The 20,997-nt window shown below is 69.8% G+C and carries 22 protein-coding genes; 12 read left to right on the forward strand and 10 right to left on the reverse strand.

Annotation, left to right across the window (positions count from 1 at the left end; all coding sequences use genetic code 11):
• Window positions 1-151 precede the first annotated feature (151 nt).
• Complete coding sequence (locus P1J78_RS09735) at window positions 152-1,363, forward strand: alpha/beta hydrolase (protein ID WP_275567153.1); 1,212 nt, start codon at window positions 152-154, stop codon at window positions 1,361-1,363.
• Between the two features lie 112 nt (window positions 1,364-1,475).
• Here the strand turns inward: P1J78_RS09735 and mtnA are convergent, their stop codons facing one another.
• Window positions 1,476-2,552 carry an S-methyl-5-thioribose-1-phosphate isomerase gene (gene mtnA / locus P1J78_RS09740; RefSeq protein ID WP_275567154.1) on the reverse strand — a complete coding sequence of 359 codons (1,077 nt, stop codon included), beginning with the start codon at window positions 2,550-2,552 and terminating at the stop codon, window positions 1,476-1,478.
• A 479-nt stretch (window positions 2,553-3,031) separates the two neighbouring features.
• Here mtnA and P1J78_RS09745 point away from each other — a divergent pair, with 479 nt between their 5' ends.
• The 5 genes from P1J78_RS09745 (at window position 3,032) to P1J78_RS09765 (ending at window position 8,878) form a co-directional block, all read left to right on the forward strand.
• Window positions 3,032-3,787: a 5-oxoprolinase subunit B family protein gene (locus tag P1J78_RS09745; protein WP_275567155.1), complete on the forward strand. Its 756-nt coding sequence runs from the start codon at window positions 3,032-3,034 to the stop codon at window positions 3,785-3,787.
• Window positions 3,787-4,800: a 5-oxoprolinase subunit C family protein gene (locus tag P1J78_RS09750; RefSeq protein ID WP_275567156.1), complete on the forward strand. Its 1,014-nt coding sequence runs from the start codon at window positions 3,787-3,789 to the stop codon at window positions 4,798-4,800. The genes P1J78_RS09745 and P1J78_RS09750 overlap by 1 nt, the downstream gene beginning before the upstream one ends.
• Window positions 4,797-5,564 carry a LamB/YcsF family protein gene (locus tag P1J78_RS09755; RefSeq protein ID WP_275567157.1) on the forward strand — a complete coding sequence of 256 codons (768 nt, stop codon included), beginning with the start codon at window positions 4,797-4,799 and terminating at the stop codon, window positions 5,562-5,564. Before P1J78_RS09750 ends, P1J78_RS09755 begins: the two co-directional genes overlap by 4 nt.
• Window positions 5,565-5,730: 166 nt before the next feature.
• Complete coding sequence (locus tag P1J78_RS09760) at window positions 5,731-7,815, forward strand: methyl-accepting chemotaxis protein (RefSeq protein ID WP_275567158.1); 2,085 nt, start codon at window positions 5,731-5,733, stop codon at window positions 7,813-7,815.
• A gap of 328 nt (window positions 7,816-8,143) precedes the next feature.
• Entirely contained in the window at window positions 8,144-8,878 is a 735-nt protein-coding gene (locus P1J78_RS09765) for a glutamine amidotransferase (RefSeq protein WP_275567159.1), read from the forward strand.
• On the opposite strand, the gene P1J78_RS09770 is transcribed toward P1J78_RS09765, so the two are convergent.
• The 3 genes from P1J78_RS09770 to argH are packed head-to-tail and all read right to left on the reverse strand — an operon-like array spanning window position 8,869 to window position 10,737.
• On the reverse strand, window positions 8,869-9,195 hold the full coding sequence (locus tag P1J78_RS09770) for a DUF2834 domain-containing protein (RefSeq protein ID WP_275567160.1): 327 nt from the start codon (window positions 9,193-9,195) through the stop codon (window positions 8,869-8,871). The two genes, P1J78_RS09765 and P1J78_RS09770, sit on opposite strands and share 10 nt — an antisense overlap.
• A gap of 4 nt (window positions 9,196-9,199) precedes the next feature.
• The gene (locus P1J78_RS09775; RefSeq protein ID WP_275567161.1) at window positions 9,200-9,337 is read right to left on the reverse strand and encodes a hypothetical protein; all 138 of its coding nucleotides are present in this window, start codon (window positions 9,335-9,337) and stop codon (window positions 9,200-9,202) included.
• Entirely contained in the window at window positions 9,334-10,737 is a 1,404-nt protein-coding gene (argH, locus tag P1J78_RS09780; protein WP_275567162.1) for an argininosuccinate lyase, read from the reverse strand. The genes P1J78_RS09775 and argH overlap by 4 nt, the downstream gene beginning before the upstream one ends.
• Window positions 10,738-10,764: 27 nt before the next feature.
• Between argH and P1J78_RS09785 the strand changes: the two genes are divergently transcribed.
• Complete coding sequence (locus P1J78_RS09785; protein ID WP_275567163.1) at window positions 10,765-11,328, forward strand: TlpA family protein disulfide reductase; 564 nt, start codon at window positions 10,765-10,767, stop codon at window positions 11,326-11,328.
• A gap of 4 nt (window positions 11,329-11,332) precedes the next feature.
• Here P1J78_RS09785 and P1J78_RS09790 read toward each other — a convergent pair whose 3' ends face one another.
• Entirely contained in the window at window positions 11,333-11,905 is a 573-nt protein-coding gene (locus tag P1J78_RS09790) for a DNA-3-methyladenine glycosylase I (RefSeq protein ID WP_275567164.1), read from the reverse strand.
• A gap of 125 nt (window positions 11,906-12,030) precedes the next feature.
• Between P1J78_RS09790 and P1J78_RS09795 the strand changes: the two genes are divergently transcribed.
• The 4 genes from P1J78_RS09795 (at window position 12,031) to phbB (ending at window position 15,852) form a co-directional block, all read left to right on the forward strand.
• Window positions 12,031-12,870 carry an EAL domain-containing protein gene (locus P1J78_RS09795; RefSeq protein ID WP_275567165.1) on the forward strand — a complete coding sequence of 280 codons (840 nt, stop codon included), beginning with the start codon at window positions 12,031-12,033 and terminating at the stop codon, window positions 12,868-12,870.
• A gap of 154 nt (window positions 12,871-13,024) precedes the next feature.
• A complete protein-coding gene (locus P1J78_RS09800; RefSeq protein ID WP_275567166.1) occupies window positions 13,025-14,200 on the forward strand; it encodes an acetyl-CoA C-acetyltransferase in 1,176 nt (391 codons plus the stop codon).
• Window positions 14,201-14,240: 40 nt separating this feature from the next.
• The gene (locus tag P1J78_RS09805; RefSeq protein ID WP_275567167.1) at window positions 14,241-15,071 is read left to right on the forward strand and encodes a patatin-like phospholipase family protein; all 831 of its coding nucleotides are present in this window, start codon (window positions 14,241-14,243) and stop codon (window positions 15,069-15,071) included.
• 58 nt (window positions 15,072-15,129) lie between these two features.
• A complete protein-coding gene (gene phbB, locus P1J78_RS09810; protein ID WP_275567168.1) occupies window positions 15,130-15,852 on the forward strand; it encodes an acetoacetyl-CoA reductase in 723 nt (240 codons plus the stop codon).
• Between the two features lie 107 nt (window positions 15,853-15,959).
• Here phbB and P1J78_RS09815 read toward each other — a convergent pair whose 3' ends face one another.
• From P1J78_RS09815 to P1J78_RS09825, 3 genes are all read right to left on the reverse strand, one after another.
• Window positions 15,960-16,124, reverse strand: a complete 165-nt coding sequence (locus tag P1J78_RS09815; protein WP_275567169.1) for a YdcH family protein — start codon at window positions 16,122-16,124, stop codon at window positions 15,960-15,962.
• 85 nt (window positions 16,125-16,209) lie between these two features.
• Window positions 16,210-16,995, reverse strand: coding sequence for a tRNA1(Val) (adenine(37)-N6)-methyltransferase (locus P1J78_RS09820; RefSeq protein ID WP_275567170.1), 786 nt, complete (start codon window positions 16,993-16,995; stop codon window positions 16,210-16,212).
• A complete protein-coding gene (locus P1J78_RS09825; protein WP_275567171.1) occupies window positions 16,988-17,203 on the reverse strand; it encodes a putative signal transducing protein in 216 nt (71 codons plus the stop codon). Before P1J78_RS09825 ends, P1J78_RS09820 begins: the two co-directional genes overlap by 8 nt.
• Before the next feature lie 61 nt (window positions 17,204-17,264).
• On the opposite strand from P1J78_RS09825, the gene P1J78_RS09830 reads away from it, so the two are divergent.
• A complete protein-coding gene (locus tag P1J78_RS09830) occupies window positions 17,265-18,260 on the forward strand; it encodes a polyprenyl synthetase family protein (protein WP_275567220.1) in 996 nt (331 codons plus the stop codon).
• Between the two features lie 113 nt (window positions 18,261-18,373).
• On the opposite strand, the gene P1J78_RS09835 is transcribed toward P1J78_RS09830, so the two are convergent.
• Both P1J78_RS09835 and P1J78_RS09840 read right to left on the reverse strand, forming a co-directional pair.
• The gene (locus tag P1J78_RS09835) at window positions 18,374-19,207 is read right to left on the reverse strand and encodes a 4-(cytidine 5'-diphospho)-2-C-methyl-D-erythritol kinase (RefSeq protein WP_275567172.1); all 834 of its coding nucleotides are present in this window, start codon (window positions 19,205-19,207) and stop codon (window positions 18,374-18,376) included.
• The gene (locus P1J78_RS09840) at window positions 19,200-20,909 is read right to left on the reverse strand and encodes a tetratricopeptide repeat protein (RefSeq protein WP_275567173.1); all 1,710 of its coding nucleotides are present in this window, start codon (window positions 20,907-20,909) and stop codon (window positions 19,200-19,202) included. Before P1J78_RS09840 ends, P1J78_RS09835 begins: the two co-directional genes overlap by 8 nt.
• Between the last annotated feature and the right edge of the window lie 88 nt (window positions 20,910-20,997).

Genomic DNA, 20,997 nt, shown 5'->3' on the forward strand with positions numbered 1-20,997 from the left:
TTTCGAAACGAAATGCCCTGCCGACAGGCGATTGCAGAGCAATCGCCGAGAGGCGGCGCTGCACGGCGTTCCGCCGCGCGAGGCAGGTGGAAATGTCCCACAAAAAAACCCTGTGTCGTGCAGTGTGGACGCAGGGTAAGGGGCGGTTTCGATGCGGTATGCCTTCGCGGATTGTCTGCTGGACACGGGAAGCTACACGTTTTCGCGCGCCGGCGAAGCCGTTCGGCTGGAGCCGCAGGTCTTCGACCTTCTGCGCCTGCTGGCCGAGACCCCCGGACAGCTCGTGACCCGCGACCGCCTGATCGAGGCGGTCTGGCAGGGACGCATCGTCTCCGAGGCGACGATCAGCGCGCGCATCGCCGCCGCCCGCACGGCCGTCGGCGACACCGGCAAGGCGCAGGCCGTGATCCGCACCGTCCCGCGCCGCGGCATCGAGCTGATCGCGCCGGTCCGCACCGAAGCGGCCGCGGATCCCGCATCGCCCGGCGACAGCCCTCCGGCCGCCGCGGCGCCGGGCACGCAGCAGACGATCCGCTACACGACATCGCCCGACGGTACGATGATCGCCTATACCGTCTCCGGGACGGGCCCGCCGCTGGTCATGGCCTCGCACCATGTGACCCATCTGGAACGCGACTGGGCGAGTCCCCTCTATCGCCCGATCCTCGACGCGCTTTCGTCGCGCCATAGGCTGATCCGCTACGATATCCGCGGGACCGGTCTCTCCGATCCCGCCGGCACGGCGGACACGCTCGACCATCACCTGGCGGACCTGCGCAGCGTGGCCAGGGCGGCCGAGGTGGTGCCGCCCTACGCGGTTCTCGCCGTGCTCAACAGCGCTGCCGTGGCGATCCGGCTGGCGGCCACCCGGCCGGACGAGATATCCCGCCTCGTCCTCCTCGAAGGCTACGCCCGCGGCAGGGCGATGCGCGGCGACGACAACAAGAACCGGCCGGACGATCCCTTCATCTCGCTCCTGCAAAGCGGCGGCTGGGGCGATCCGGCGAACGGCTTCATGCGCGCCTGGGTGTCGATTGCCGCGCCGGGGCTGACCTACGACGATGCGACCCACCCGATCGAACTGATCGGCAGCGCCACGAGGGCAGAGGACTCGCTCAAGAGCCGCGCCGTGATCGACCGTTTCGATGCCCGGCCCGACCTGCCGCGCGTCACCGCAGCGACGCTCGTCAGCCACGCCCGGAACGACACGCTCCATCCGCTGGCTGAGGGCCGCCTCATCGCCGCCTGCATACCGGGCGCCGCGTTCAACGTGGTCGAAAGCGGCAACACGCTTTGCCTCGCGCCCGATCCCGCAAGCGGGCCGCGTATCGCCACGATCCTCGACTTCCTCGCGCGGCCCTGATCTGCCGGGGCCCATGCTCTCTTGCGGAAAGCGAGGGGCCTGTCGCAGAAAAGCGCCACCGCTCGGCCGGCGCACCGCCATTCTCCAAGCGCCGGCCCTCGGGCCGACGCGCCTACGCCGCCCGGTCGGGAAACAGCCCGGCCAGCTCCCCCGGCGCCACCACGCCGCGCTCGGTGATCAGCCCGGTCACCAGCCGCGCGGGCGTCACGTCGAAGGCCGGGTTCCGCGCCGGCGTCGCATCGGGCGAGATCTGCACCGACGACACCGCGCCGTCCGCCAGCTTGCCCTGCACATGCGTGACCTCGTCGCCGCCCCGCTCCTCGATCGGGATCTCGAAGCCGTCCGAGATCGTCCAGTCGATCGTCGGCGAGGGCAGCGCCACGTAGAACGGCACCCCGTTGTCATGCGCCGCCAGCGCCTTCAGGTAGGTGCCGATCTTGTTGCACACGTCGCCCCGCGCCGTCGTCCGGTCGGTCCCGGTGATCACCAGATCCACCTCGCCCCGCTGCATCAGGTGCCCGCCGGCATTGTCCACGATCAGGTCATGGCTCACCCCGTGCCCCGCCAGCTCCCAGGCGGTCAGCAAAGCGCCCTGGTTCCGCGGCCGGGTCTCGTCGACGAAGACATGCACCGGGATACCGGCCTCGTGCGCCTGGTAGATCGGCGAGGTCGCCGTGCCCCAGTCCACCGTCGCCAGCCAGCCCGCGTTGCAATGTGTCAGCACCCGCACCGGCCCGTCCTTCCGCGTCGCGATCTCGCGGACGATCTCCAGCCCGTGGACCCCGATCATCCGGTTCATCTCCACGTCCTCGTCGCAGATCGCCGCCGCCTTGGCGAAGGCCGCCGTCGCGCGGTCGCCCGCGGGCAGAGGCGCCACGGCGGCCCGCATCGCCTCCAGCGCCCAGCGCAGGTTGACGGCCGTCGGCCGCGTCGCGTGCAGCACCTCGCAGGTCTCGGTCAGGGTTCCGTCCGAGGGATCCCGCGCCATCGCGCAGGCCACACCGTAGGCCGCCGTCGCCCCGATCAGCGGCGCCCCGCGCACCCACATCTCGCGGATCGCGGCGGCGAACTCGTCCAGCGACTCGACCGTCACGACGCGGAACTCGTGCGGCAGCCAGCGCTGGTCGATGATCCGGACCGCGCCGTCCTCCATCCAGATCGAGCGGTAATGCCTGTCGCCAACCTTCATCGGATCCCCCTTTCGCAGATGCGCCGCACGTAAGCAGTCTCGCCCGCGCCCACAATGCGGTCAAAGAAAAACCGGGACGCCCGCACGCAAGCGGCTTGGACGCCGCTTGCAAGCGCTTTGCAAAGCGCTTGCCCGCGCCCCGCACGAACCGGCTCTGCCCAACCACGCGCCTGCACCGGACGGCCGCCATGCCCTTCGACCCCGCCGCCCCCGTCCTGGCCCGGCTGCCGCAAGGCGACGTGGCCGTCCGATCCCAGGCGCACCGGGACCGCCTCCCCGACGTCGCACGCGGATCGGCACCCAAGGCTGGGGCGCGGCCCTGCCGGCCCGGCGCCCTCCGGACGGCAGCTGCGGCCGCTGGCCTACCCTGATCGCCCCGCGGGCGCCGGCGCACAACGACAGGCACCCACCCTGCCCCGCCCCCGTCCCACCGGGCAAGGCGGGTTGCCGACTCGCCCGTTCGGCCCGATGCTGCCGCCATGACCGACGCGCCCGCCTTTCCCGCGATCCGCGACGTGGGCCTCTCCGGCCTGCTCGTCACCTTCGCCGACACCCTGTCCGAGCCCGCGAACCGCGCCGCGCTCGCCTTCCGCGCGGCCGTCGACGCGCAGGGCTGGGACGGCGTGCAGGAAACCGCGACCTCGCTGGCCTCGGCCTTCCTGCGCTACGACCCGCTGACGCTGGACCGCGACGCGCTGGCCGGCCGCCTGCGGGACCTGCTGGCCGAGACCGACTGGACCCGCGCGCCCCTGCCCGAGGGCCGCCGCCTCTGGACCATCCCCGTCGCCCTCGGCGGCGACGCCGGCCCGCAGTTCGATGAGGCCGCAGACGCCGCCGGTCTCACCCCCGACCAGGCGCGCGAGGAGATCGCCGCCGCCCGCACCCGCGTCCTGACCATCGGTTTCGCCCCGGGCCAGGCCTATCTGGGCCGGCTGCCCGAGCACTGGAACATCCCCCGCCTGCAAGAGCTGACGCCGAACGTCCCCAAAGGCGCGCTCGTCGCGGCGATCCGCCAGCTCATCGTCTTCGCGCGGCCGACGCCCACGGGCTGGCGCCATATCGGCCAGACCGCCTTCCGCTCGTTCCGGCCGGACGCGGAGACGCCCTTCCCGCTCACCCCCGGCGACGAGATCGCCTTCTCGCCGGTCCCCGTCCGCGACATCGAAGCCCTGCAGGACAGCGACGACGGCGGCGCCACGGTCACGCCGATCCGCGAAGAAGGCGGTCCCGCCTGATGAGCGCCACTCTGACCATCCACAGCGCCGGCCCCGGCCTGACGGTGCAGGACACCGGTCGCCCCGGCCACCTGGGCCAGGGCCTCTCGCGCGGCGGCGCCGCCGATCCGCTCGCGCTGGCCGAAGGCGCGGCGCTGCTGGGCCAGCCGCCCGACACCGCCGCCGTCGAGATGGCCGGCATGGGCGGCGTTGTCTCCGCCGACACCGACATCCGCATCGCGCTGACCGGCGCGCCCATGCAGGCCACCCTGAACGGCGAAAGGCTGACCTGGAACGCCAGCCACACCCTGCCCGCCGGCGCCCGCCTCGCCATCGGCGGCGCGCGACAGGGCACCTACGGCTACCTCCACCTCGGCGGCGGCATAGCCACCGAGCCCGTGCTCGGCGCCCGCTCCGCCCACCTCGCCGCGGGGCTCGGCCGGGCGCTGGCCGAGGGCGACACCCTGCCCCTCGGCCCGGACCACGCCGGCGAGACCGGCCAGACGCTCGACATCGCCGACCGCTTCTCCGGCGGCACCGTGCGGGTCATCCCCTCGATGCAGACCGACCGCTTCGCCCCGGACGACCTCAAACGCTTCGAGGACACCGAGTTCACCCGCGACCCCCGCGGCAACCGCATGGGCGTCAAGATGCGCTTCGACGGGGCGCCCTTCGCGGCGCAGGACCAGCTCCACATCCTGTCCGAGATCATCGTGCCCGGCGACATCCAGGCCACCGGCGACGGCGCGCCCTTCGTCCTGCTGTCGGAATGCCAGACCACCGGCGGCTATCCCCGCATCGCCACCGTGATCCCGCCCGACCTGCCCCGCGTCGCCCAGGCCCGCGCCGGCGACACCATCCGCTTCGCCTTCGTCACCCGCGACGAGGCGCTGGCCGCCCTGCGCGACCACGCCAATCGACTGGCGCAACTGCCGAAATCCACCCGCCCCCTGGTCCGCAATCCGCACGACATCCCGGACCTCCTCGGCTATCAGCTGATCGGGGGCGTCACCACCGGGAGGGAAGAGCCATGACCACCGTCGATCTCAACGCCGACATGGGCGAAAGCTTCGGCCCCTGGCCGATGGGCAACGACGCCGCGCTGCTGGACATCGTGACCTCGGCCAACATCGCCTGCGGCTTCCACGCCGGCGACCCCGACACGATGGCACAAACCATGGCCCGCGCCGCTCGCGGCGGCGTCGGCATCGGCGCGCATCCCGGCCTTCTCGACCTGCAGGGCTTCGGCCGCCGCCGGATGACCGTGCCGCACGAGACGCTGGCGAACTGGACCCGCTATCAGCTCGGCGCCGCCCAGACGATGGCCAAGGCCGCCGGGGCGCAGGTCCGCCACCTGAAGCTCCACGGCGCCCTCGGCAACATGACCTCCGAGGACGCCGAGATGGCAATGGCCTGCTACGCCGCCGCGCTCGACGTGGACCCCGACATCGTCATCGTCGCGATGGCCGCCACCGCCCAGGAACGCGCCGTCCGCGATCTCGGCTGCGCCTATGCCGCCGAGATCTTCGCCGACCGCGCCTATAACGACGACGCCACGCTGGTCGACCGCAGCCAGCCCCACGCCGTCATCCACGACCCCGACCACGCGGCGAGGCGCATCGCCGAGATGGTCTCCGAAGGCGCCATCGTCACCGACACCGGCAAGCGCATTCCGACCCGTATCGACACGATCTGCATGCACGGTGACAACGCCGACGCCGTCGCCCTGAGCCGCGCGGTGCGGAGCGGCCTGGAGACGGCCGGAATCGAGGTCCGGCGCTTCGCCGCGCGCCGGTAGCCGCCCCGCGGGGCGAGACCGCCCGCCTTCGCCCCGGCACTTTCGCGGGGCCGGCGCGAATTAGATCGAATGCAATGGAAAAACCCGCGCGCCTCCGATGGCGCTCACCGCCCGTTAACCCGAATCCCCCCATGGTCGCGTCCGCGTCCACCGAGGGAGATTGCAGATGCGCGCCTTTTTGAAACAGGCCAGGGGCACCGGACCCGACCTCACGTCCGACCTGTTCGAGGCCGTCGGCGACCAGATCGCGGTTGCCTGGATCGGCGCCGACAGCCGGATCCAGCAGGCCACCGCCAGGTTCTGTGCCCTGACGGGCTGCGACCCCGCGAAGATCGCCGGCGTGTCGCATGATGACCTGCTCGCCACGAAGGACAAGGGCACCGCGGACCGCCGCGCGCTGTGGGAGGCGCTGAAGGCCGGCCGCTCCCAAACGACCGAGCCCCTCCTGCGAAACGACAGTGCCGGGCAATCGGTCCGGATCGGCGCCGACTACGTGCCGCTGATGGACGAGACAGGCGCCTTGCGCCGCGTCGTCCTGTTCGCCCGCGATGTCGGCCATCGCGCCGAGAACGACGGCGCGCAAAGCCGCCTGGACGCGCTCGACCGCTCGCAGGCACGGATCGAGTTCGAACCCGACGGCACGATCCGCATGGCGAACGAGAACTTTCTGAAGACGATGGGCTACGGCCGCGAGGAGATCGTCGGCAAGCACCATCGCATCTTCGTCTCCGAGCAAGAGAGGCGGTCCGACGCCTACGGCTCCTTCTGGCGCGAGCTTGCCGAGGGTCAGTTCAAGGCGGGCGAATTCCGCCGGATCGGCAAGAACGGGCGCGAAATCTGGCTGCGGGCCAGCTACAACCCGATCCTCGATGCCAAAGGGCGCGTCACCGGCGTCGTGAAAATGGCAAGCGACGTCACCGCCGACAAGCACGAGGCCCTTCTCGCGGAGTCCCGCCTGAAATCGCTGGACGCATCGCAGGCGATCATCGGGTTCGCGCAGGACGGCACGATCCGGACCGCGAACGCGAATTTCCTGAACGCCGTCGGCTATACGCTGGAGGAGATCAAGGGCCGCCACCACAGCATCTTCATGCCCGCCGAGGAGACCGGGACCGACGACTACCGCCGCTTCTGGGAGGATCTGCGCGCCGGTGTGTACAAGTCCGGCGAATTCCGCCGCATCGGCAAGTCGGGCCGGGAGATCTGGCTGCAGGCGACGTACAACCCGATCCGGGACGAGGACGGACAGGTCATCGGGGTCGAGAAATTCGCCACCGACATCACCCCGACCAAAGAGGCGATCTCCGCCTTCCGCGACGCCGTCGCCGGGCTGGCCGCCAACGATCTATCCACGCGCGTGTCGCAGGACGTCCCGCGCGAGTTCCAGGAACTGAAAGAGCAGTTCAACAGTGCGCTCGAGTCGCTGTCCGACGTGATCGCCGGCATCTCGGAACGCGCCGACCGGCTTCGCGCCGACACGACCCAGATCGACGGCGCCGCGAGCGATCTCAGCACCCGGACGGAACGCCAGGCCGCCACGCTGGAAGAGACCGCGGCCGCGCTCGACCAGATGACCGCCTCGGTCCGCAACGCCGCCCGCAGCGCCGAAGAGGCGTCGCAGACCTCCAACTCGGCCGAGCAGAGCACCTCCGCCGGGCTGGAAACCGTGCGCAAGGCGGTGCAGGCGATGAACGAGATCGCGCAAAGCTCGGAAAAGGTGTCGAAGATCACCGACGTGATCGACGGCCTCGCCTTCCAAACCAACCTGTTGGCGCTGAACGCCGGGGTCGAGGCCGCGCGCGCCGGCGAGACGGGGCGCGGCTTTGCCGTCGTCGCGTCCGAGGTGCGTCAGCTGGCCCAGCGGTCGTCCGAGGCGTCACAGGAGATCGCGGAACTGATCCGCACCACCTCCAGCCAGATCGACGGCGGCGTGAAGCTGGTGGACGAATCCGGCGGCGCCCTGGAACAGATCGCCGAATTCGTGAAGGAGATCCGCGGCAAGGTCGCCAGCCTCGCCGAGGCCGCGCAGGAGCAGTCCAGCGGGCTGGAAGACATCAACGCCGCGACGGGTCAGCTCGACAAGGTCACCCAGCAGAACGCGGCGATGTTCCAGGAGACGACGGCCGCGACCCAGTCGCTGGCCCGCGAGGTCGAGAACCTGTCGGAAAGCACCCGCGCCTTTTCCTTCACCGGCCACACCGACGACGACTCCGGCCACTGGCCCGCCGTGCCGGAACGGCACAGCGCCTGACCCGCGGCCGGCGCGGCCCACCCCGTCGCCCGGCGTTCCCACGGCTGACGCTGGTCTTCGCGACAACCCGCCCCGGCCTTTTGCCGGGGCCCGTCGCCTGGAAAGGGCACCCAGCTCAAGACCGGGGAAGGGGCCGGCACGAGGCCGGGGGCGGTGCAGCACGAGGACGTGCCGCACAGCCTGGACACCCCAATGTCAGTTACCGCTATCATTAACGATTTCAAAGAGTTGACATACCGTCCAACCTTGGACACCCTCGGACAAGCCCGATTGACCCGCCCGCCGAACTCCGCCATCACACGGCAACCGCCCCGCCCGGATGCCGCCGATGAAGCCCTTCCTGATCCTCCAGCTCCGCCCCGAGACCGAGGCCGCCGACAACGAATACGAGGCGTTCCTCTCCAAGGGCGGCCTCACCCCGGCCGACACCCATCGCATCCGTCTCGACCAGGAGGTCCTGCCCCCCGACCTCGATCTGTCCGTCTATGCGGGCACCATCGTCGGCGGCGGCCCCGGCTGCGTCTCCGACCCCGACGCCGCCAAGCCGCCGGTCGAGAAGCGGATAGAGGACGCCGTGATGAGCCTGATGCCCGAGATCACCGCCCGCGACCTGCCGTTCCTCGGCTGCTGCTACGGCATCGGCATCCTCGCCCATCACCTCGGCGGCGCGGTCTCCAAGGCCCGCTACGGCGAACCCGTCGGCACCTCCACCTGCCACCTCACCGACGCCGGCCGCAGCGACCCGCTCCTCGCCGGCTGCCCCGACAGCTTCGACGCCTTTGTCGGCCACAAGGAGGCCGCCCAAAACCTGCCGCCCGGCGCCACCCACCTGCTGCGCTCCGATGCCTGCCCGTTCCAGATGATCCGCCATGGCAGCCACGTCTACGCCACCCAGTTCCACCCGGAGGCCGACCCCCAAGTCTTCCACCTCCGCATCGACATCTACAAACACCGCGGCTATTTCCCGCCCGAGACGGCCGACGCGCTGCACGCCATGGTCGACGCCGCCGACGTCCATGCCCCGGAGCGGATCCTGAAGAATTTCGTGGCCCGTTACGGCTGAATCGCCACTGGCCGCGTCCGCAGGAACAGGTAGAGCGGCAACCCACAGCTCACCCCGATGCAGAACGTCGCCGGCACCGCGACCAGCGCCAACCAGTTCCGCCGCACCCAGGTCTCCGCCACGATCCAGACCGTCAGCGCCACCGCCGCGATGGTCAGGTCCAAGACCAGCCCCGTGCTCCCCGCGTTCACGTACCAAGACGACACCAGCGCCGAGAGCGACCAGCCCTCCTCGCGCCAGAACGTCACGAACCAGACCATCGGATGCACCGCGCCCCAGACCGCGAGCGCCAGATAGATCATCCGAAGCCCCGACATCGGCCTAGAAGAACACGCCCGGGTCGAAATCCTCGGGGTCGGTGATATTGTCCGGGTCCACGTCCGATCCCGGCGGCACCGGTGCCCCGTCGACCCCGCAGGCCGCGACGCCCAGCACCAGGACCATCCAAAGCCACTTCATCCCAGCGCCTCCTTCCAACGCACCACCTGCTCGCGCACCCGCTCCGGCGCCGTCCCGCCGTAGCTCACCCGCGACGCCACCGAGTTGTGCACCCCCAGCACCCCGAACACGTCCTCGCGAATGCCGTCATGCACGCCGCGCATCTCCTCCAGCGACAAATCCGGCAGGTCGCAGCCCTTCGCCTCGGCGAGCGCCACCAGCGCCCCGGTCACATGATGCGCCTCGCGGAACGGCAGGTCCAGTTCCCTGACCAGCCAATCGGCCAGATCCGTCGCGGTGGAGAAGCCCGACGACGCCGCCGCCTCCAGCGCGGGCACGTTCGCGGTCATGTCGCGCACCATGCCCTCCATCGCCGCCAGCGCCAGCATCAGGTGGTCGGCCGCGTCGAAGACCTGCTCCTTGTCCTCCTGCATGTCCTTGGAATAGGCCAGCGGCAGCCCCTTCATCACCGTGAACAGCGCCACCTGCGCCCCCAGGATCCGGCCGATCTTGGCGCGGATCAGCTCGGCCGCGTCGGGGTTCTTCTTCTGCGGCATGATCGACGAGCCGGTCGAGAACCGGTCCGACAGCGCCACGAAACGGAACTGCGCCGAGGCCCAGATCACCAGCTCCTCGGCCATCCGCGACAGGTGGACCGCGCAGATCGACGCCGCCGAGAGGAACTCCAGCGCAAAGTCGCGGTCGGACACCGCATCGAGCGAATTCGCCATCGGCCGGTCGAAGCCCAGCGCCCGCGCCGTCGCCTCCCGGTCGATCGGAAACGACGTGCCCGCCAGCGCCGCCGCACCCAGCGGGCACTCGTTCATCCGCGCCCGGGCGTCGCGAAACCGCCCGAGGTCGCGCGAAAACATCTCGACATAGGCCAGCATGTGATGCCCCCAGGTCACCGGCTGCGCCGTTTGCAGATGGGTGAAGCCCGGCATGACCCAGTCCGCGCCGGCCTCCGCCTGCGCGAGAAGCGCGCGGCAGAGCGCGACGAGCCCCGCATCGGCCGCGTCGCACTGGTCGCGGACCCACAGCCGGAAATCCGTCGCCACCTGGTCGTTGCGCGACCGCGCCGTGTGCAGCCGCCCCGCCGCCTCGCCGATCAGCGCCTTCAGCCGCGCCTCCACGTTCATGTGGATGTCCTCCAGCGTGGCCGAGAAATCGAACGCCCCCGAGTCGATCTCTGACAAGACCGTGAGAAGCCCTTCCCGGATCGCGTGCGCGTCTTTATCAGTCAGGATGCCCTGCGCCGCCAGCATCGCGGCATGGGCCCGGGAGCCTTCGATGTCCTGGGCGTACAACCGCTTGTCGAACCCGATCGAGGCGTTGATCGCCTCCATGATCGCGTCCGGCCCCGCGGCGAAACGCCCGCCCCACATGGCGTTGGACTGGGCGTTGGACTGGCTGTCGGTCATCGTGGGAAACCCTTCGGAGGGAGATACATGCGCTGGTTCCGGTTCGCCGTCCTCTACACCTGCCTTTGCCTTACCGCAAATGTCGCCGCCGCCGCCGACACGGCCGCGCTGGAGGCGATGCGCGAGGGCGACATGCGCAAGCTGAACTTCCATTCCGAGCCGGAGGCGGTGCCGGAGGTGACCTTCCTGGGCGACGGCGACGCCGAGATGGGGCTGGACGCCTTCGCGGGCAAATACGTGCTGGTGAATTTCTGGGCCACCTGGTGCGCGCCCTGCCGCGAGGAGATGCCCTCGCTCTCGGCGCTGCAGGCCGAACTGGGCGGCGAGGCGTTCGAGGTCGTCACCATCGCCACCGGGCGCAATCCGCCCGCCGGGATGCGGCGGTTCTTCGACGAGGTGGGGGTCGACAACCTGCCGCTCTACCGCGACCCGAAACAGCAGCTGGCCCGCCAGATGGCCGTTCTGGCCTTGCCGATCAGCGTCGTCCTGGATCCCGAGGGCCGCGAGATCGCACGGCTCCAGGGCGATGCCGACTGGTCGAGCGACAGCGCCAAGGCGATCTTTCGGGCGCTGATCGGCGGCGGCAGCTGACGCCTCACCACGCCATCGCCGCCACCGCGTCGTGCCGCGGGCAGGTGACGAGGTGGTCGTTCACCATGCCGCAGGCCTGCATCCAGGCATAGACGATGGTCGGCCCGCAGAACCGGAAGCCGGCGGCCTTCAGATCGCGCGAGATCGCCTTCGACACCGGCGTGTCCGCGGGCACCTCGGCCATCGTGGCAAAGCGGTTCTGCACCGGCGCGCCGCCGGCGCGGGTCCAAAGGAAGTCCGAGAACCCCTCGCGCGCCTCGATGTCGAGATAGGCACGCGCATTGCCGATCGTCGCCTCGATCTTGCCGCGGTGCCGCACGATGCCGGGATCGGAGAGCAGCCGGGCGACCTCCGGCTCGCCCCAGGTCGCGACGACCTCGGGGTCGAAGCCGGCGAAGGCCGTGCGAAAATTCTCGCGTTTCTTCAGGATCGTGAGCCAGGACAGCCCGGCCTGGAACCCGTCCAGAATCAGCTTTTCCCACAGCGCGCGGCCGTCGCGTTCGGGCACGCCCCATTCGGTATCGTGGTAGGCCACGTAGATCGGCTCGCTGCCGCACCAGTCGCATCTCTGGCCCATAACCCTGCCCTTTCAACGCCTTGGACGTTAACCTCAAACGCCTCTAGAACAAGAACAAAACGCGAAGGTTCACCGGTTGTAAACGGTTCTGCCGCATTTTCGTCCCTGCTTCGACGGAGGGCAGCATGCAGGATTCGGATCATGGCGGCTTTGTCGCGCCCCCCGGCGCCGACAGTCCCCTGTCCTACGCCGTGTCCGAGCGGGACCGCAACATCATGGCCATGGTGAAAGAGGCCGTCGCGCGCCGCCATGTCATGCTTGCCTTTCAGCCCGTCATCCCGGCCGCCCGCCCCGACCGCCCGGCGTTCTGGGAGGGGCTGATCCGCATCATGGACAGCACGGGCCGCGTGATTCCGGCCCGCGACTTCATCGACACCATCGAAACCACCGAGGCCGGCCGACAGATCGACTGCCTGTCGCTGGAAATGGGGCTGCAGACGCTGCTGGACAATCCCGGGCTGCGCCTGTCGATCAACATGTCCGCCCGGTCCATCGGCTATCCCCGCTGGATGGACGTGCTCAACCGCGGCCTGTCGCACGACCCCACGATCGCGGAGCGGCTGATCCTCGAGATCACCGAATCCTCCGCCATGGTCGTGCCCGACATCGTGCAGGTGTTCATGGCCGACATGCAGCACCGCGGCGTCGCCTTCGCCCTCGACGATTTCGGCGCCGGCTACACCGCCTTCCGGTATCTGCGGCAGTTCTATTTCGACATTCTCAAGATCGACGGCCAGTTCATCCAGAGCATTCACGCCGACCCGGACAACCAGGTTTTGACGCAGGCGATGATCTCCATCGCCCGGCACTTCGAGATGTTCACCGTCGCCGAATACGTGGAGACCGCCGAAGACGCCGATTTCCTGACCGAGGTCGGAATCGACTGCATGCAGGGCTACTTCTTCGGCGCGCCCACGACCCGGCCCTACTGGATCACGGGGGATACCGCGCTGCGCGCCGGTTGACGCGGGGGCGCGACGCTTTGCTGCGGATGCAGCATAGGCTTGCATCACAGGGCTTTCCGGCATACCACCAACGGCAATTCCGGGCGGCGAGCGGGGGGAGGATCGACCGGCTCCACAGCGCCCGCCCGGCGTGTCTGATGGAGAGAGGACTGCCATGACCAATGTCGTAATCGCCTCCGCCGCGCGCACCGCGGTGGGCAGCTTCAACGGCGCCTTCGCCAACACCCCCGCCCACGACCTGGGCGCCGCGGTGCTCGAAGCCCTCGTCTCCCGCGCCGGGATCGACAAGGGCGAGGTCAGCGAGACCATACTCGGCCAGGTCCTGACCGCCGGCCAGGGCCAGAACCCGGCCCGCCAGGCCCATATCAATGCCGGCCTGCCCGAGGAATCGGCGGCCTGGGGCATCAACCAGGTCTGCGGCTCGGGCCTGCGCGCGGTCGCGCTCGGCGCCCAGCACATCCAGCTCGGCGACGCCTCGATCATCGCCGCCGGTGGGCAGGAGAACATGTCGATGGCGCCGCACTGCCAGAACATCCGGCAGGGCCAGAAGATGGGCGACCTGAAGTTCATCGACACGATGATCAAGGACGGCCTGTGGGACGCCTTCAACGGCTATCACATGGGCAACACCGCCGAGAACGTCGCCGAGAAGTGGCAGATCAGCCGCGACCAGCAGGACGAGTTCGCGCTGGCCAGCCAGAACAAGGCCGAGGCCGCGCAGACCGCCGGCAAGTTCGACGACGAGGTCGTGCCCTTCACCGTCAAGACCCGCAAGGGCGACATCGTGGTCGAGAAGGACGAGTACATCCGCTACGGCGCGACCATCGAGGGGATGCAGAAGCTGCGCCCCGCCTTCGCCAAGGACGGCTCCGTCACCGCCGCCAACGCCAGCGGCATCAACGACGGCGCCGCGGGCGCCCTGCTGATGTCCGCCGACGAGGCGGAAAAGCGCGGGATCGAGCCGCTGGCGCGCATCGCCTCCTACGCCACTGCCGGGCTCGACCCGTCGATCATGGGCGTCGGCCCGATCCACGCCAGCCGCAAGGCGCTGGAAAAGGCCGGCTGGAAGGTCGACGACCTGGACCTGGTCGAGGCCAACGAAGCCTTCGCCGCGCAGGCCTGCGCCGTGAACAAGGACATGGGCTGGGATCCGTCGATCGTGAACGTGAACGGCGGCGCCATCGCCATCGGCCACCCGATCGGCGCCTCCGGCGCGCGCGTCCTGAACACCCTGCTGTTCGAGATGAAGCGCCGCGGCGCCAAGAAGGGCCTGGCCACGCTGTGCATCGGCGGCGGCATGGGCGTGGCGATGTGCATCGAACGCCCCTGACGGGCCATGGGCGGGCCGCCAGTGCGGCCTGCCCCCTCGCATGATCCGGCCCCCGGACCAGCTCGTCTTCTCGGGCGGCGGACTTCGCTGCTTCTGGCAGGGCGGCTTCATCTCGGTCGTCGCCCGGCACATGGAGATTGCGCCCAAGCGCCTCACCGGGGTCAGCGGCGGCGCGCTGGCCGGGGCGGCCTTTCTCTCCGGCCGCTCCCGCAGGCTCCTCGACACGATGTGCGCGGTGTTCGAACGCCAGGACAGCAACCTCGACCTCTTCCACGAAGGCGACGACGGAATCACCCCGCACCAGAGCCTCTATCGCGAGGTGGTCGAAAGCGTGCTGGACGCCGAGGCCGCGCGGCGCGTGGCGCAGGGCGCGCAATACCAGATCCAGATCGCGCATCCCCCCGACCACGGCAGCCCCACGCTCAGCGGCACCGCGATGGCGATGGCCTACGAGGCGGAGCTGAAGATCGTGAACTCGCCGCATTTCGACTGGGCCGAGAAGATGGGCCTGACCCGCACGCTGGTGAACGCCAATCAGGCGGCGCGGGAGGGCAAGCTTTGCGATCTCGTCTGCGCCGCCGCCGTCATTCCGCCCGTGTTCGAACCGCCGAAGTGGGACGGCCGCCCGGTCATCGACGGCGGCATGGCCGACCAGGCGCCGATGCCCGAGCCCGACCGGGGCGACACGCTCGTCCTGCTGACCCGGCGCTATCGCAACCTGCCCGACGTGGCGGGGCGCCGCTACGTCATGCCCGCCGACGAGACCGAGGCGGACAAGATCGACTTTACAGACCCGGCCAAGCTGCGTGACACTTGGGCGCAGGGAGAAAGGGACGCGCGGCAATGGCTTGACCGGGTTGGCCGGGGCTGATTTAGCGCGCGTCGGAGAGACTTAACCTTAAGTCAACGTGATCAAATTGGAGGACATCATGGGTAGAGTTGCGCTCGTCACCGGCGGCAGCCGCGGCATCGGCGAGGCCATTTCGAAGGCGCTGCAGGCAGACGGCTATACCGTCGCGGCGACCTATGCCGGCAATGACGAGAAGGCCGCCAAGTTCACCGAAGAGACCGGGATCAAGACCTACAAGTGGAACGTCGCCGATTACGACGACTCCAAGGAGGGGATCGCGCGGGTCGAGGCCGATCTCGGCCCGATCGAGGTCGTGGTGGCGAATGCCGGCATCACCCGTGACGCGCCGTTTCACAAGATGACGCCGGAGCAGTGGAAAGAGGTGATCGACACCAACCTGACCGGCGTGTTCAACACCCTCCACCCGGTCTGGCCCGGCATGCGCGAGCGCAAGTTCGGCCGGATCATCGTGATCTCGTCGATCAACGGCCAGAAGGGCCAGTTCGCGCAGACCAACTATGCCGCGACCAAGGCCGGCGATCTGGGCATCGTCAAGTCGCTGGCGCAAGAGGGCGCGCGGAACGGGATCACCGCCAATGCCGTGTGCCCGGGCTATATCGCGACCGAGATGGTGATGGCCGTTCCGGAAAAGGTGCGCGAGTCGATCATCGCGCAGATCCCGGCCGGGCGGCTGGGCGAGCCGGAAGAGATCGCGCGCTGCGTGACCTTCCTCGCGTCGGATGACGCGGGCTTCATCAATGGCTCGACGATTTCGGCCAACGGCGCGCAGTTCTTCGTCTGATCTCGACGCCGCAAGGCATCGCGCGCGCCGGTCCGGTTCGGGCCGGCGCCGTCATTCGCGCCGGGAGAGGAGCGCACTCGGCAGGGCGGATGCCCCGTCCGGTGCGACTAGCTACTGAGGCGACTGATTTCCTCTTTCAGGCGAAGCTTCTGTTTCTTGAGTTCGGTGATTTCCAGATCGTCGCTGCCGGGATGCTGTTGGGCGGCTTCCACCCGTTCCGACAGGGACGCATGCTTCTTGCGGAGCTCCTCAAGGTGCGAACTCAAGCTCATCGCCGTCCTCCTTCTGTGTTGATGGGATCAGTGCAGCACAAAATCCCGGTCTTGTCACGCGAGTGTCACGCGACGCCGTAACGGATTAGTTAAGCATCGCTTTCTCCTCCTGCCATCCGGTCGGCAGGGTTTTGCCGTCTCTCAGGACGGCGCGAATCTCTTCCCGGTAGCTCTCTGCGTCCCGCTCGTGCCGCGCGCCGGCATGCAGGATCAGCGGCGCGTGAAGGCGGAACGGCCCCCGCGCGCCCTTCACCGCGCGCAGCAGCACAAGCTCCGCCGCGCGGCCGTCGCGCGGGGCCAGCGGCTGCACCTGCACGTCGCCCAGCCGGCTATCGCAGGCGGTCAGCAGGTCGTGCAGCCGGTCGGCCCGCTGGATCACGGTCAGCACCCCGCGCGGCGCCAGCCGCCGGACCGCGGCGTCGATCCAGGCGGCGAGCGGCGTGGCCTCGCCCAGCGCCGTTTCGCGCCCCGTCTGGGCGGCGGCGGTGCGGGCGGCGCGCCGGTAATAGGGCGGGTTCGCCAGCACATGGTCGAAGCTTTCGGCGCGCAGCTCGGTCGGCATCCGCGCCAGGTCGCCCTCGACCACCCGCATGGGCACCCCGTTCGCGTCGGCGTTCCGGCGGGCGAGCGCGGCGTAGTCCGGCTGCAATTCCAGGCCGGTCAGTGCCAGCCCCCCGACCCGCGCCTGCAGGCACAGCGCCGCGACGCCCGCGCCGCAGCCCAGCTCCAGCACGCTCTGCCCGGGCCGCGCCGTCACCGCGGCGGCCAGGAGCACCGGGTCCACCCCGGCGCGATAGCCCCGCTGCGGCTGCAGGATCGACAGCCGCCCGCCCAGGAACCCGTCGCAGGTCGTCGCGCTCGGGTCAGCCATCGAAGGAGATGTCGTTGTCCCTCAGGATGGCCTGGGCGCGGAACAGATCCTCGTCGCGCACCATCAGGCGGCGGGGCAGGATGCCGATGGAGCCCTCCAGCACGCTCATATGCACGTCCATCTGGAAGGCGTCGATCTCCTCGCCCTCCAGCAGCGCCGTGGCGTAGGCGATGACAGTCGGGTCGTTGCTGCGCAATAGCTCTTTCATTCCGCGATTTAAGGGATATGAAGGGCCAAATGTCGAGAGGGCTGACGGGATGGTGAGCGCAATGGACATGGCGCAGACGAAACCGCACGAGCGGCTGGCCGAGATGCTGGCGGAGGACATGGGCGCGGTCAACGCGCTGATCCGCGAGCGGATGGCCTCGGAGCATGCCCCGCGGATACCGGAGGTGACGGCGCATCTGGTGGAGGCGGGCGGCAAGCGGCTGCGGCCGATGCTGACGCTGGCCGCGGCCCGGCTGTGCGGCTATGGCGGTCCCTATCACGTGCATCTGGCCGCGACGGTGGAGTTCATCCACACCGCGACGCTGTTGCATGACGACGTGGTGGACGAGAGCCGGCAGCGGCGGGGGCGGCCGACGGCGAACCTTCTGTGGGACAACAAGTCGAGCGTGCTGGTGGGGGACTACCTGTTCGCCCGGTCGTTCCAGCTGATGACCGATACCGGGAACATGCGGGTTCTGCGGATCCTGTCGAACGCGGCGGCGGTGATCGCCGAGGGCGAGGTGCTGCAGATGACCGCGGCGCGGGATCTGGGCACCGACGAGGCGGTCTATCTGAAGGTCGTGCGGGGCAAGACGGCGGCGCTGTTCTCGGCGGCGACCGAGGTCGGCGGGGTGATCGCCGGGGCGCCGGAGGAGCAGGTGGCGGCGCTGTTCACCTACGGGGATGCGCTGGGGATCGCGTTTCAGATCGTCGACGATCTGCTGGATTACGGGGGCGATGCGACGGCCACGGGGAAGAACGTGGGCGACGATTTCCGGGAGCGGAAGTTGACCCTGCCGGTGATCAAGGCGGTGGCGCAGGCGGATGCGGAGGAGCGGGCGTTCTGGACGCGGGTCATCGAGAAGGGCGACCAGCGCGACGGCGACCTGGCGCATGCGCTGGAACTGCTGGACCGGCACGGGGCGATGGCGGCGACGCGAGCCGACGCGCTGGGCTGGGCGGAGCGGGCGAAGGGGGCGATCCGGGCGCTGCCGGAGGGCGAGCTGCGGGGCCTGATGATTGACCTGGCGGATTACGTTGTGGCGCGGATCAGCTAGGTGTCCGAGGTTGGACGCATATCCAAGTCTTTGTAATTCTTGCCGATAGCGGTAACAGGAGCCGTGGACGGGCGCGGACGCGGGCCGGGTGCGGCGTGGGCAGATTGCCCACCCTACGGGGTCCGGGCGAAGGTGGTGGCGCGGACCCACCAGTCCGGATGGGCGGCCGAGACGGCGCGGGCGCAGGCTTCGGCGGAGGCGGAACTCTCGTGCAGCGAGAAGCAGGTGGCGCCCGAGCCGGACATGCGGGCCAGCAAGGGCGATTGCGCGCGCAGGGCCGCGAGCGCCTCGGCGACCGGCGGCGCCGCGGCCAGGGCGGGGGCTTCGAGGTCGTTGCGCTGATCCGCCAGCCAGCCGGCCAGGGTGCGCGGGCTGTCGAAGGAGGGCAGCGGATCGGGCATCGGCGGGTTGTCCCGCGCGGCCAGCGCGCGGAACACGGCCGGGGTGGAGACCGCGCAGCCCGGATTGACCAGCACGGCCGCGAGCGGCGGGAGGTCCGGAACCGGCTCCAGCCCCTCGCCCACGCCACGCATCCGGCAGGACCGGGCCGCCAGGCAGACCGGCACGTCGGCGCCGAGTGACAGGCCGCGGTCCGGCGGCACCTCGCGCCCCGTCATACCGGCCAGCGCGCGCAGCGTGGCCGCCGCGTCGGAGGAGCCGCCGCCGATGCCGGCGGCCGCCGGCAGATGTTTCTCCAGGGTGATCGCCGCGCCGGTCACGCCCATCGCCCGCGCCGCGCGCAGCACGAGGTTGCTGCCGTCGGTGGGCACGCCCGCCGCCATGGGCCCGGTGACGGTGAGCGTCAGGTCGTCGGCCGGCGCCACCGCGATGCGGTCCCCGATCCCGGCGAAGACCACCAGCGAATCCAGCAGGTGATAGCCGTCCGGCCGCTGGCCGGTGACGTGAAGGGTCAGGTTGATCTTGGCCGGCGCGAACGCCTCAGCCATCCGTGTTGGTCACCCGGATCGGCTCTTCGCCCTCGGCTTCCAGCACGGCGTCGAGCCCGACTTCCAGCTTGCGGCGGATGCGTTCGGCCTCGTCCTCCTCGGGGTCGAAGGACAGGGCGCGCTTCCACTGGAACCGGGCCTCGTTATAGCGTCCGACGGCCCAGTAGGCATCGCCGAGGTGATCGTTGACCACCGGGTCGACCGCCATCAGCTCGGCGGCGCGTTCCAGGTTGGTCACGGCCTCGTCGTAGCGGCCCAGCTGGAACTGCACCCAGCCCAGCGAGTCGATGATGTAGCCGGAGTTCGGCGCCGCGGCGACGGCCTCTTCGATCATGTCGAGCGCCTCGTCGTAGTTCTCGCCCATCTCGACGAAGGAATAGCCGAGATAGTTCAGAACCTGCGGCTGGCCCGGGTTCAGCTCCAGCGCCTTGCGGAAATCGGCCTCGGCCTGTTCCCAGCGGTCCTCGCGCTCGTGGGTGATGCCGCGGGCGAAGAACAGGATCCATTGCGGCTGTTGCGGGTCGTCGAACAGGGCGATGGCCTCGTCATAGGCCTTCGACGCCTCGTCGTAGCGTTCCAGCCCGCGCAGCGCGTCGCCCAGGGTGACGAAGACCGACGGGTTCTCCGGCTGCAGCCGGGTGAGCTGTTCCATCACCTCGATCGCGGCCTCGGTCTTGCCGGACTTGCGCAGCGCCTCGGCGCGGCCCAGTTCCGCGGCGGCGAAGGACGGGTGGTCGCGCGGGATGCGGCTGTAGGTCTCGGTGGCGAGCTCGTAGCGTTCGAGGCTTTCCAGGAGCCCCGCCGACAGCAGGATCGCGTCGACATGGCCGGGGCGCAGGTATTCCGCCACCCGGCTGTAGAGCAGCGTGTAGCTGTCCGAGGTCTCGCCCGAGAGCGCACCGGCGACCACCAGAAACACCTCGGCCGCGCCGTCCTTGGCGTCGCGGACGGAGTCGAAGGGCAGCACCTCGCCGGCCTCCAGCCGGTCGCGCATGGCGGCGAGCGCCGGGTCGAGGTCGGGCCCGAACGCCTTGTCGATCAGGTCGATGGCGTCGGCCTGGCGCTCCAGCTGGCTGAGCACCTCGGCATAGGCGATGATGCCGCGGCGGGTGAGCTGCAGCGGGCCGCTGTCCTCGCCCGACATGATCTCGGCCGCGCTTTCGAAATCGCCCACCGTCGCGAGCGCCAGCGACTTGTGGTAGAGGCCGAACAGTTCCATCCCCTCTTCCGCGGCGAGCGCGTCGAAGGTCTCCAGCGCGGCGGACATGCGGCCGGCGCCGATCTGCGACCAGGCGCGGATCAGCGGGTCCATCGCCTCGCCGATGCTGAGGCCGGCCTCGAAGTCGTCCAGCACCTGTTCGAACTGTTCGTTCTTCAGCTGGTTGGCGACCAGCGCCATGTTCGCGATCTGGCTGGTGACGCCCAGCGACGTCAGGCGCCGTGCCACGGCCGACGCCTTGTCGACGTCGCCCAGCGCCATGTAGGACATCGCCGCGCTTTCCAGCAGGCCCGGGTTCGACGGGTCGCGGGCGATGGCCTGGCCGTAATACTCGGCCGCGGCGCGGAAGTCGCTGAAGATCGAGGCGTGCCGCGCGGCGAGATAGGGGCCGGCGATGCCCTGCGACTGGGCCACGGCGGGGGCGGTCAGGCCAAGGCCGGCGGTGGCCAGGGCGAAGAGGGTCGGTATCAGTCGAATTGCCACGGTTTCTGCGCCTCTCTCTCGGGTCGGCAAACCCTAGACTCGCACGGATTCCGAAGCAATGAGCGAGGCCGCCCGGGGGCGCGGGCCA

It is taken from the genome of Psychromarinibacter sediminicola (genome assembly GCF_029168335.1).
GTDB classification, from domain to species: domain Bacteria; phylum Pseudomonadota; class Alphaproteobacteria; order Rhodobacterales; family Rhodobacteraceae; genus Psychromarinibacter; species Psychromarinibacter sediminicola.

Bases quoted from the DNA above. Each gene is read 5' to 3' on its own strand.
- P1J78_RS09735 (WP_275567153.1), top strand. From the start codon at position 152: ATGCGGTATGCCTTCGCGGATTGTCTGCTGGACACGGGAAGCTACACG.
- mtnA (WP_275567154.1), bottom strand. From the start codon at position 2,552: ATGAAGGTTGGCGACAGGCATTACCGCTCGATCTGGATGGAGGACGGC.
- P1J78_RS09745 (WP_275567155.1), top strand. From the start codon at position 3,032: ATGACCGACGCGCCCGCCTTTCCCGCGATCCGCGACGTGGGCCTCTCC.
- P1J78_RS09750 (WP_275567156.1), top strand. From the start codon at position 3,787: ATGAGCGCCACTCTGACCATCCACAGCGCCGGCCCCGGCCTGACGGTG.
- P1J78_RS09755 (WP_275567157.1), top strand. From the start codon at position 4,797: ATGACCACCGTCGATCTCAACGCCGACATGGGCGAAAGCTTCGGCCCC.
- P1J78_RS09760 (WP_275567158.1), top strand. From the start codon at position 5,731: ATGCGCGCCTTTTTGAAACAGGCCAGGGGCACCGGACCCGACCTCACG.
- P1J78_RS09765 (WP_275567159.1), top strand. From the start codon at position 8,144: ATGAAGCCCTTCCTGATCCTCCAGCTCCGCCCCGAGACCGAGGCCGCC.
- P1J78_RS09770 (WP_275567160.1), bottom strand. From the start codon at position 9,195: ATGTCGGGGCTTCGGATGATCTATCTGGCGCTCGCGGTCTGGGGCGCG.
- P1J78_RS09775 (WP_275567161.1), bottom strand. From the start codon at position 9,337: ATGAAGTGGCTTTGGATGGTCCTGGTGCTGGGCGTCGCGGCCTGCGGG.
- argH (WP_275567162.1), bottom strand. From the start codon at position 10,737: ATGACCGACAGCCAGTCCAACGCCCAGTCCAACGCCATGTGGGGCGGG.
- P1J78_RS09785 (WP_275567163.1), top strand. From the start codon at position 10,765: ATGCGCTGGTTCCGGTTCGCCGTCCTCTACACCTGCCTTTGCCTTACC.
- P1J78_RS09790 (WP_275567164.1), bottom strand. From the start codon at position 11,905: ATGGGCCAGAGATGCGACTGGTGCGGCAGCGAGCCGATCTACGTGGCC.
- P1J78_RS09795 (WP_275567165.1), top strand. From the start codon at position 12,031: ATGCAGGATTCGGATCATGGCGGCTTTGTCGCGCCCCCCGGCGCCGAC.
- P1J78_RS09800 (WP_275567166.1), top strand. From the start codon at position 13,025: ATGACCAATGTCGTAATCGCCTCCGCCGCGCGCACCGCGGTGGGCAGC.
- P1J78_RS09805 (WP_275567167.1), top strand. From the start codon at position 14,241: ATGATCCGGCCCCCGGACCAGCTCGTCTTCTCGGGCGGCGGACTTCGC.
- phbB (WP_275567168.1), top strand. From the start codon at position 15,130: ATGGGTAGAGTTGCGCTCGTCACCGGCGGCAGCCGCGGCATCGGCGAG.
- P1J78_RS09815 (WP_275567169.1), bottom strand. From the start codon at position 16,124: ATGAGCTTGAGTTCGCACCTTGAGGAGCTCCGCAAGAAGCATGCGTCC.
- P1J78_RS09820 (WP_275567170.1), bottom strand. From the start codon at position 16,995: ATGGCTGACCCGAGCGCGACGACCTGCGACGGGTTCCTGGGCGGGCGG.
- P1J78_RS09825 (WP_275567171.1), bottom strand. From the start codon at position 17,203: ATGAAAGAGCTATTGCGCAGCAACGACCCGACTGTCATCGCCTACGCC.
- P1J78_RS09830 (WP_275567220.1), top strand. From the start codon at position 17,265: ATGGACATGGCGCAGACGAAACCGCACGAGCGGCTGGCCGAGATGCTG.
- P1J78_RS09835 (WP_275567172.1), bottom strand. From the start codon at position 19,207: ATGGCTGAGGCGTTCGCGCCGGCCAAGATCAACCTGACCCTTCACGTC.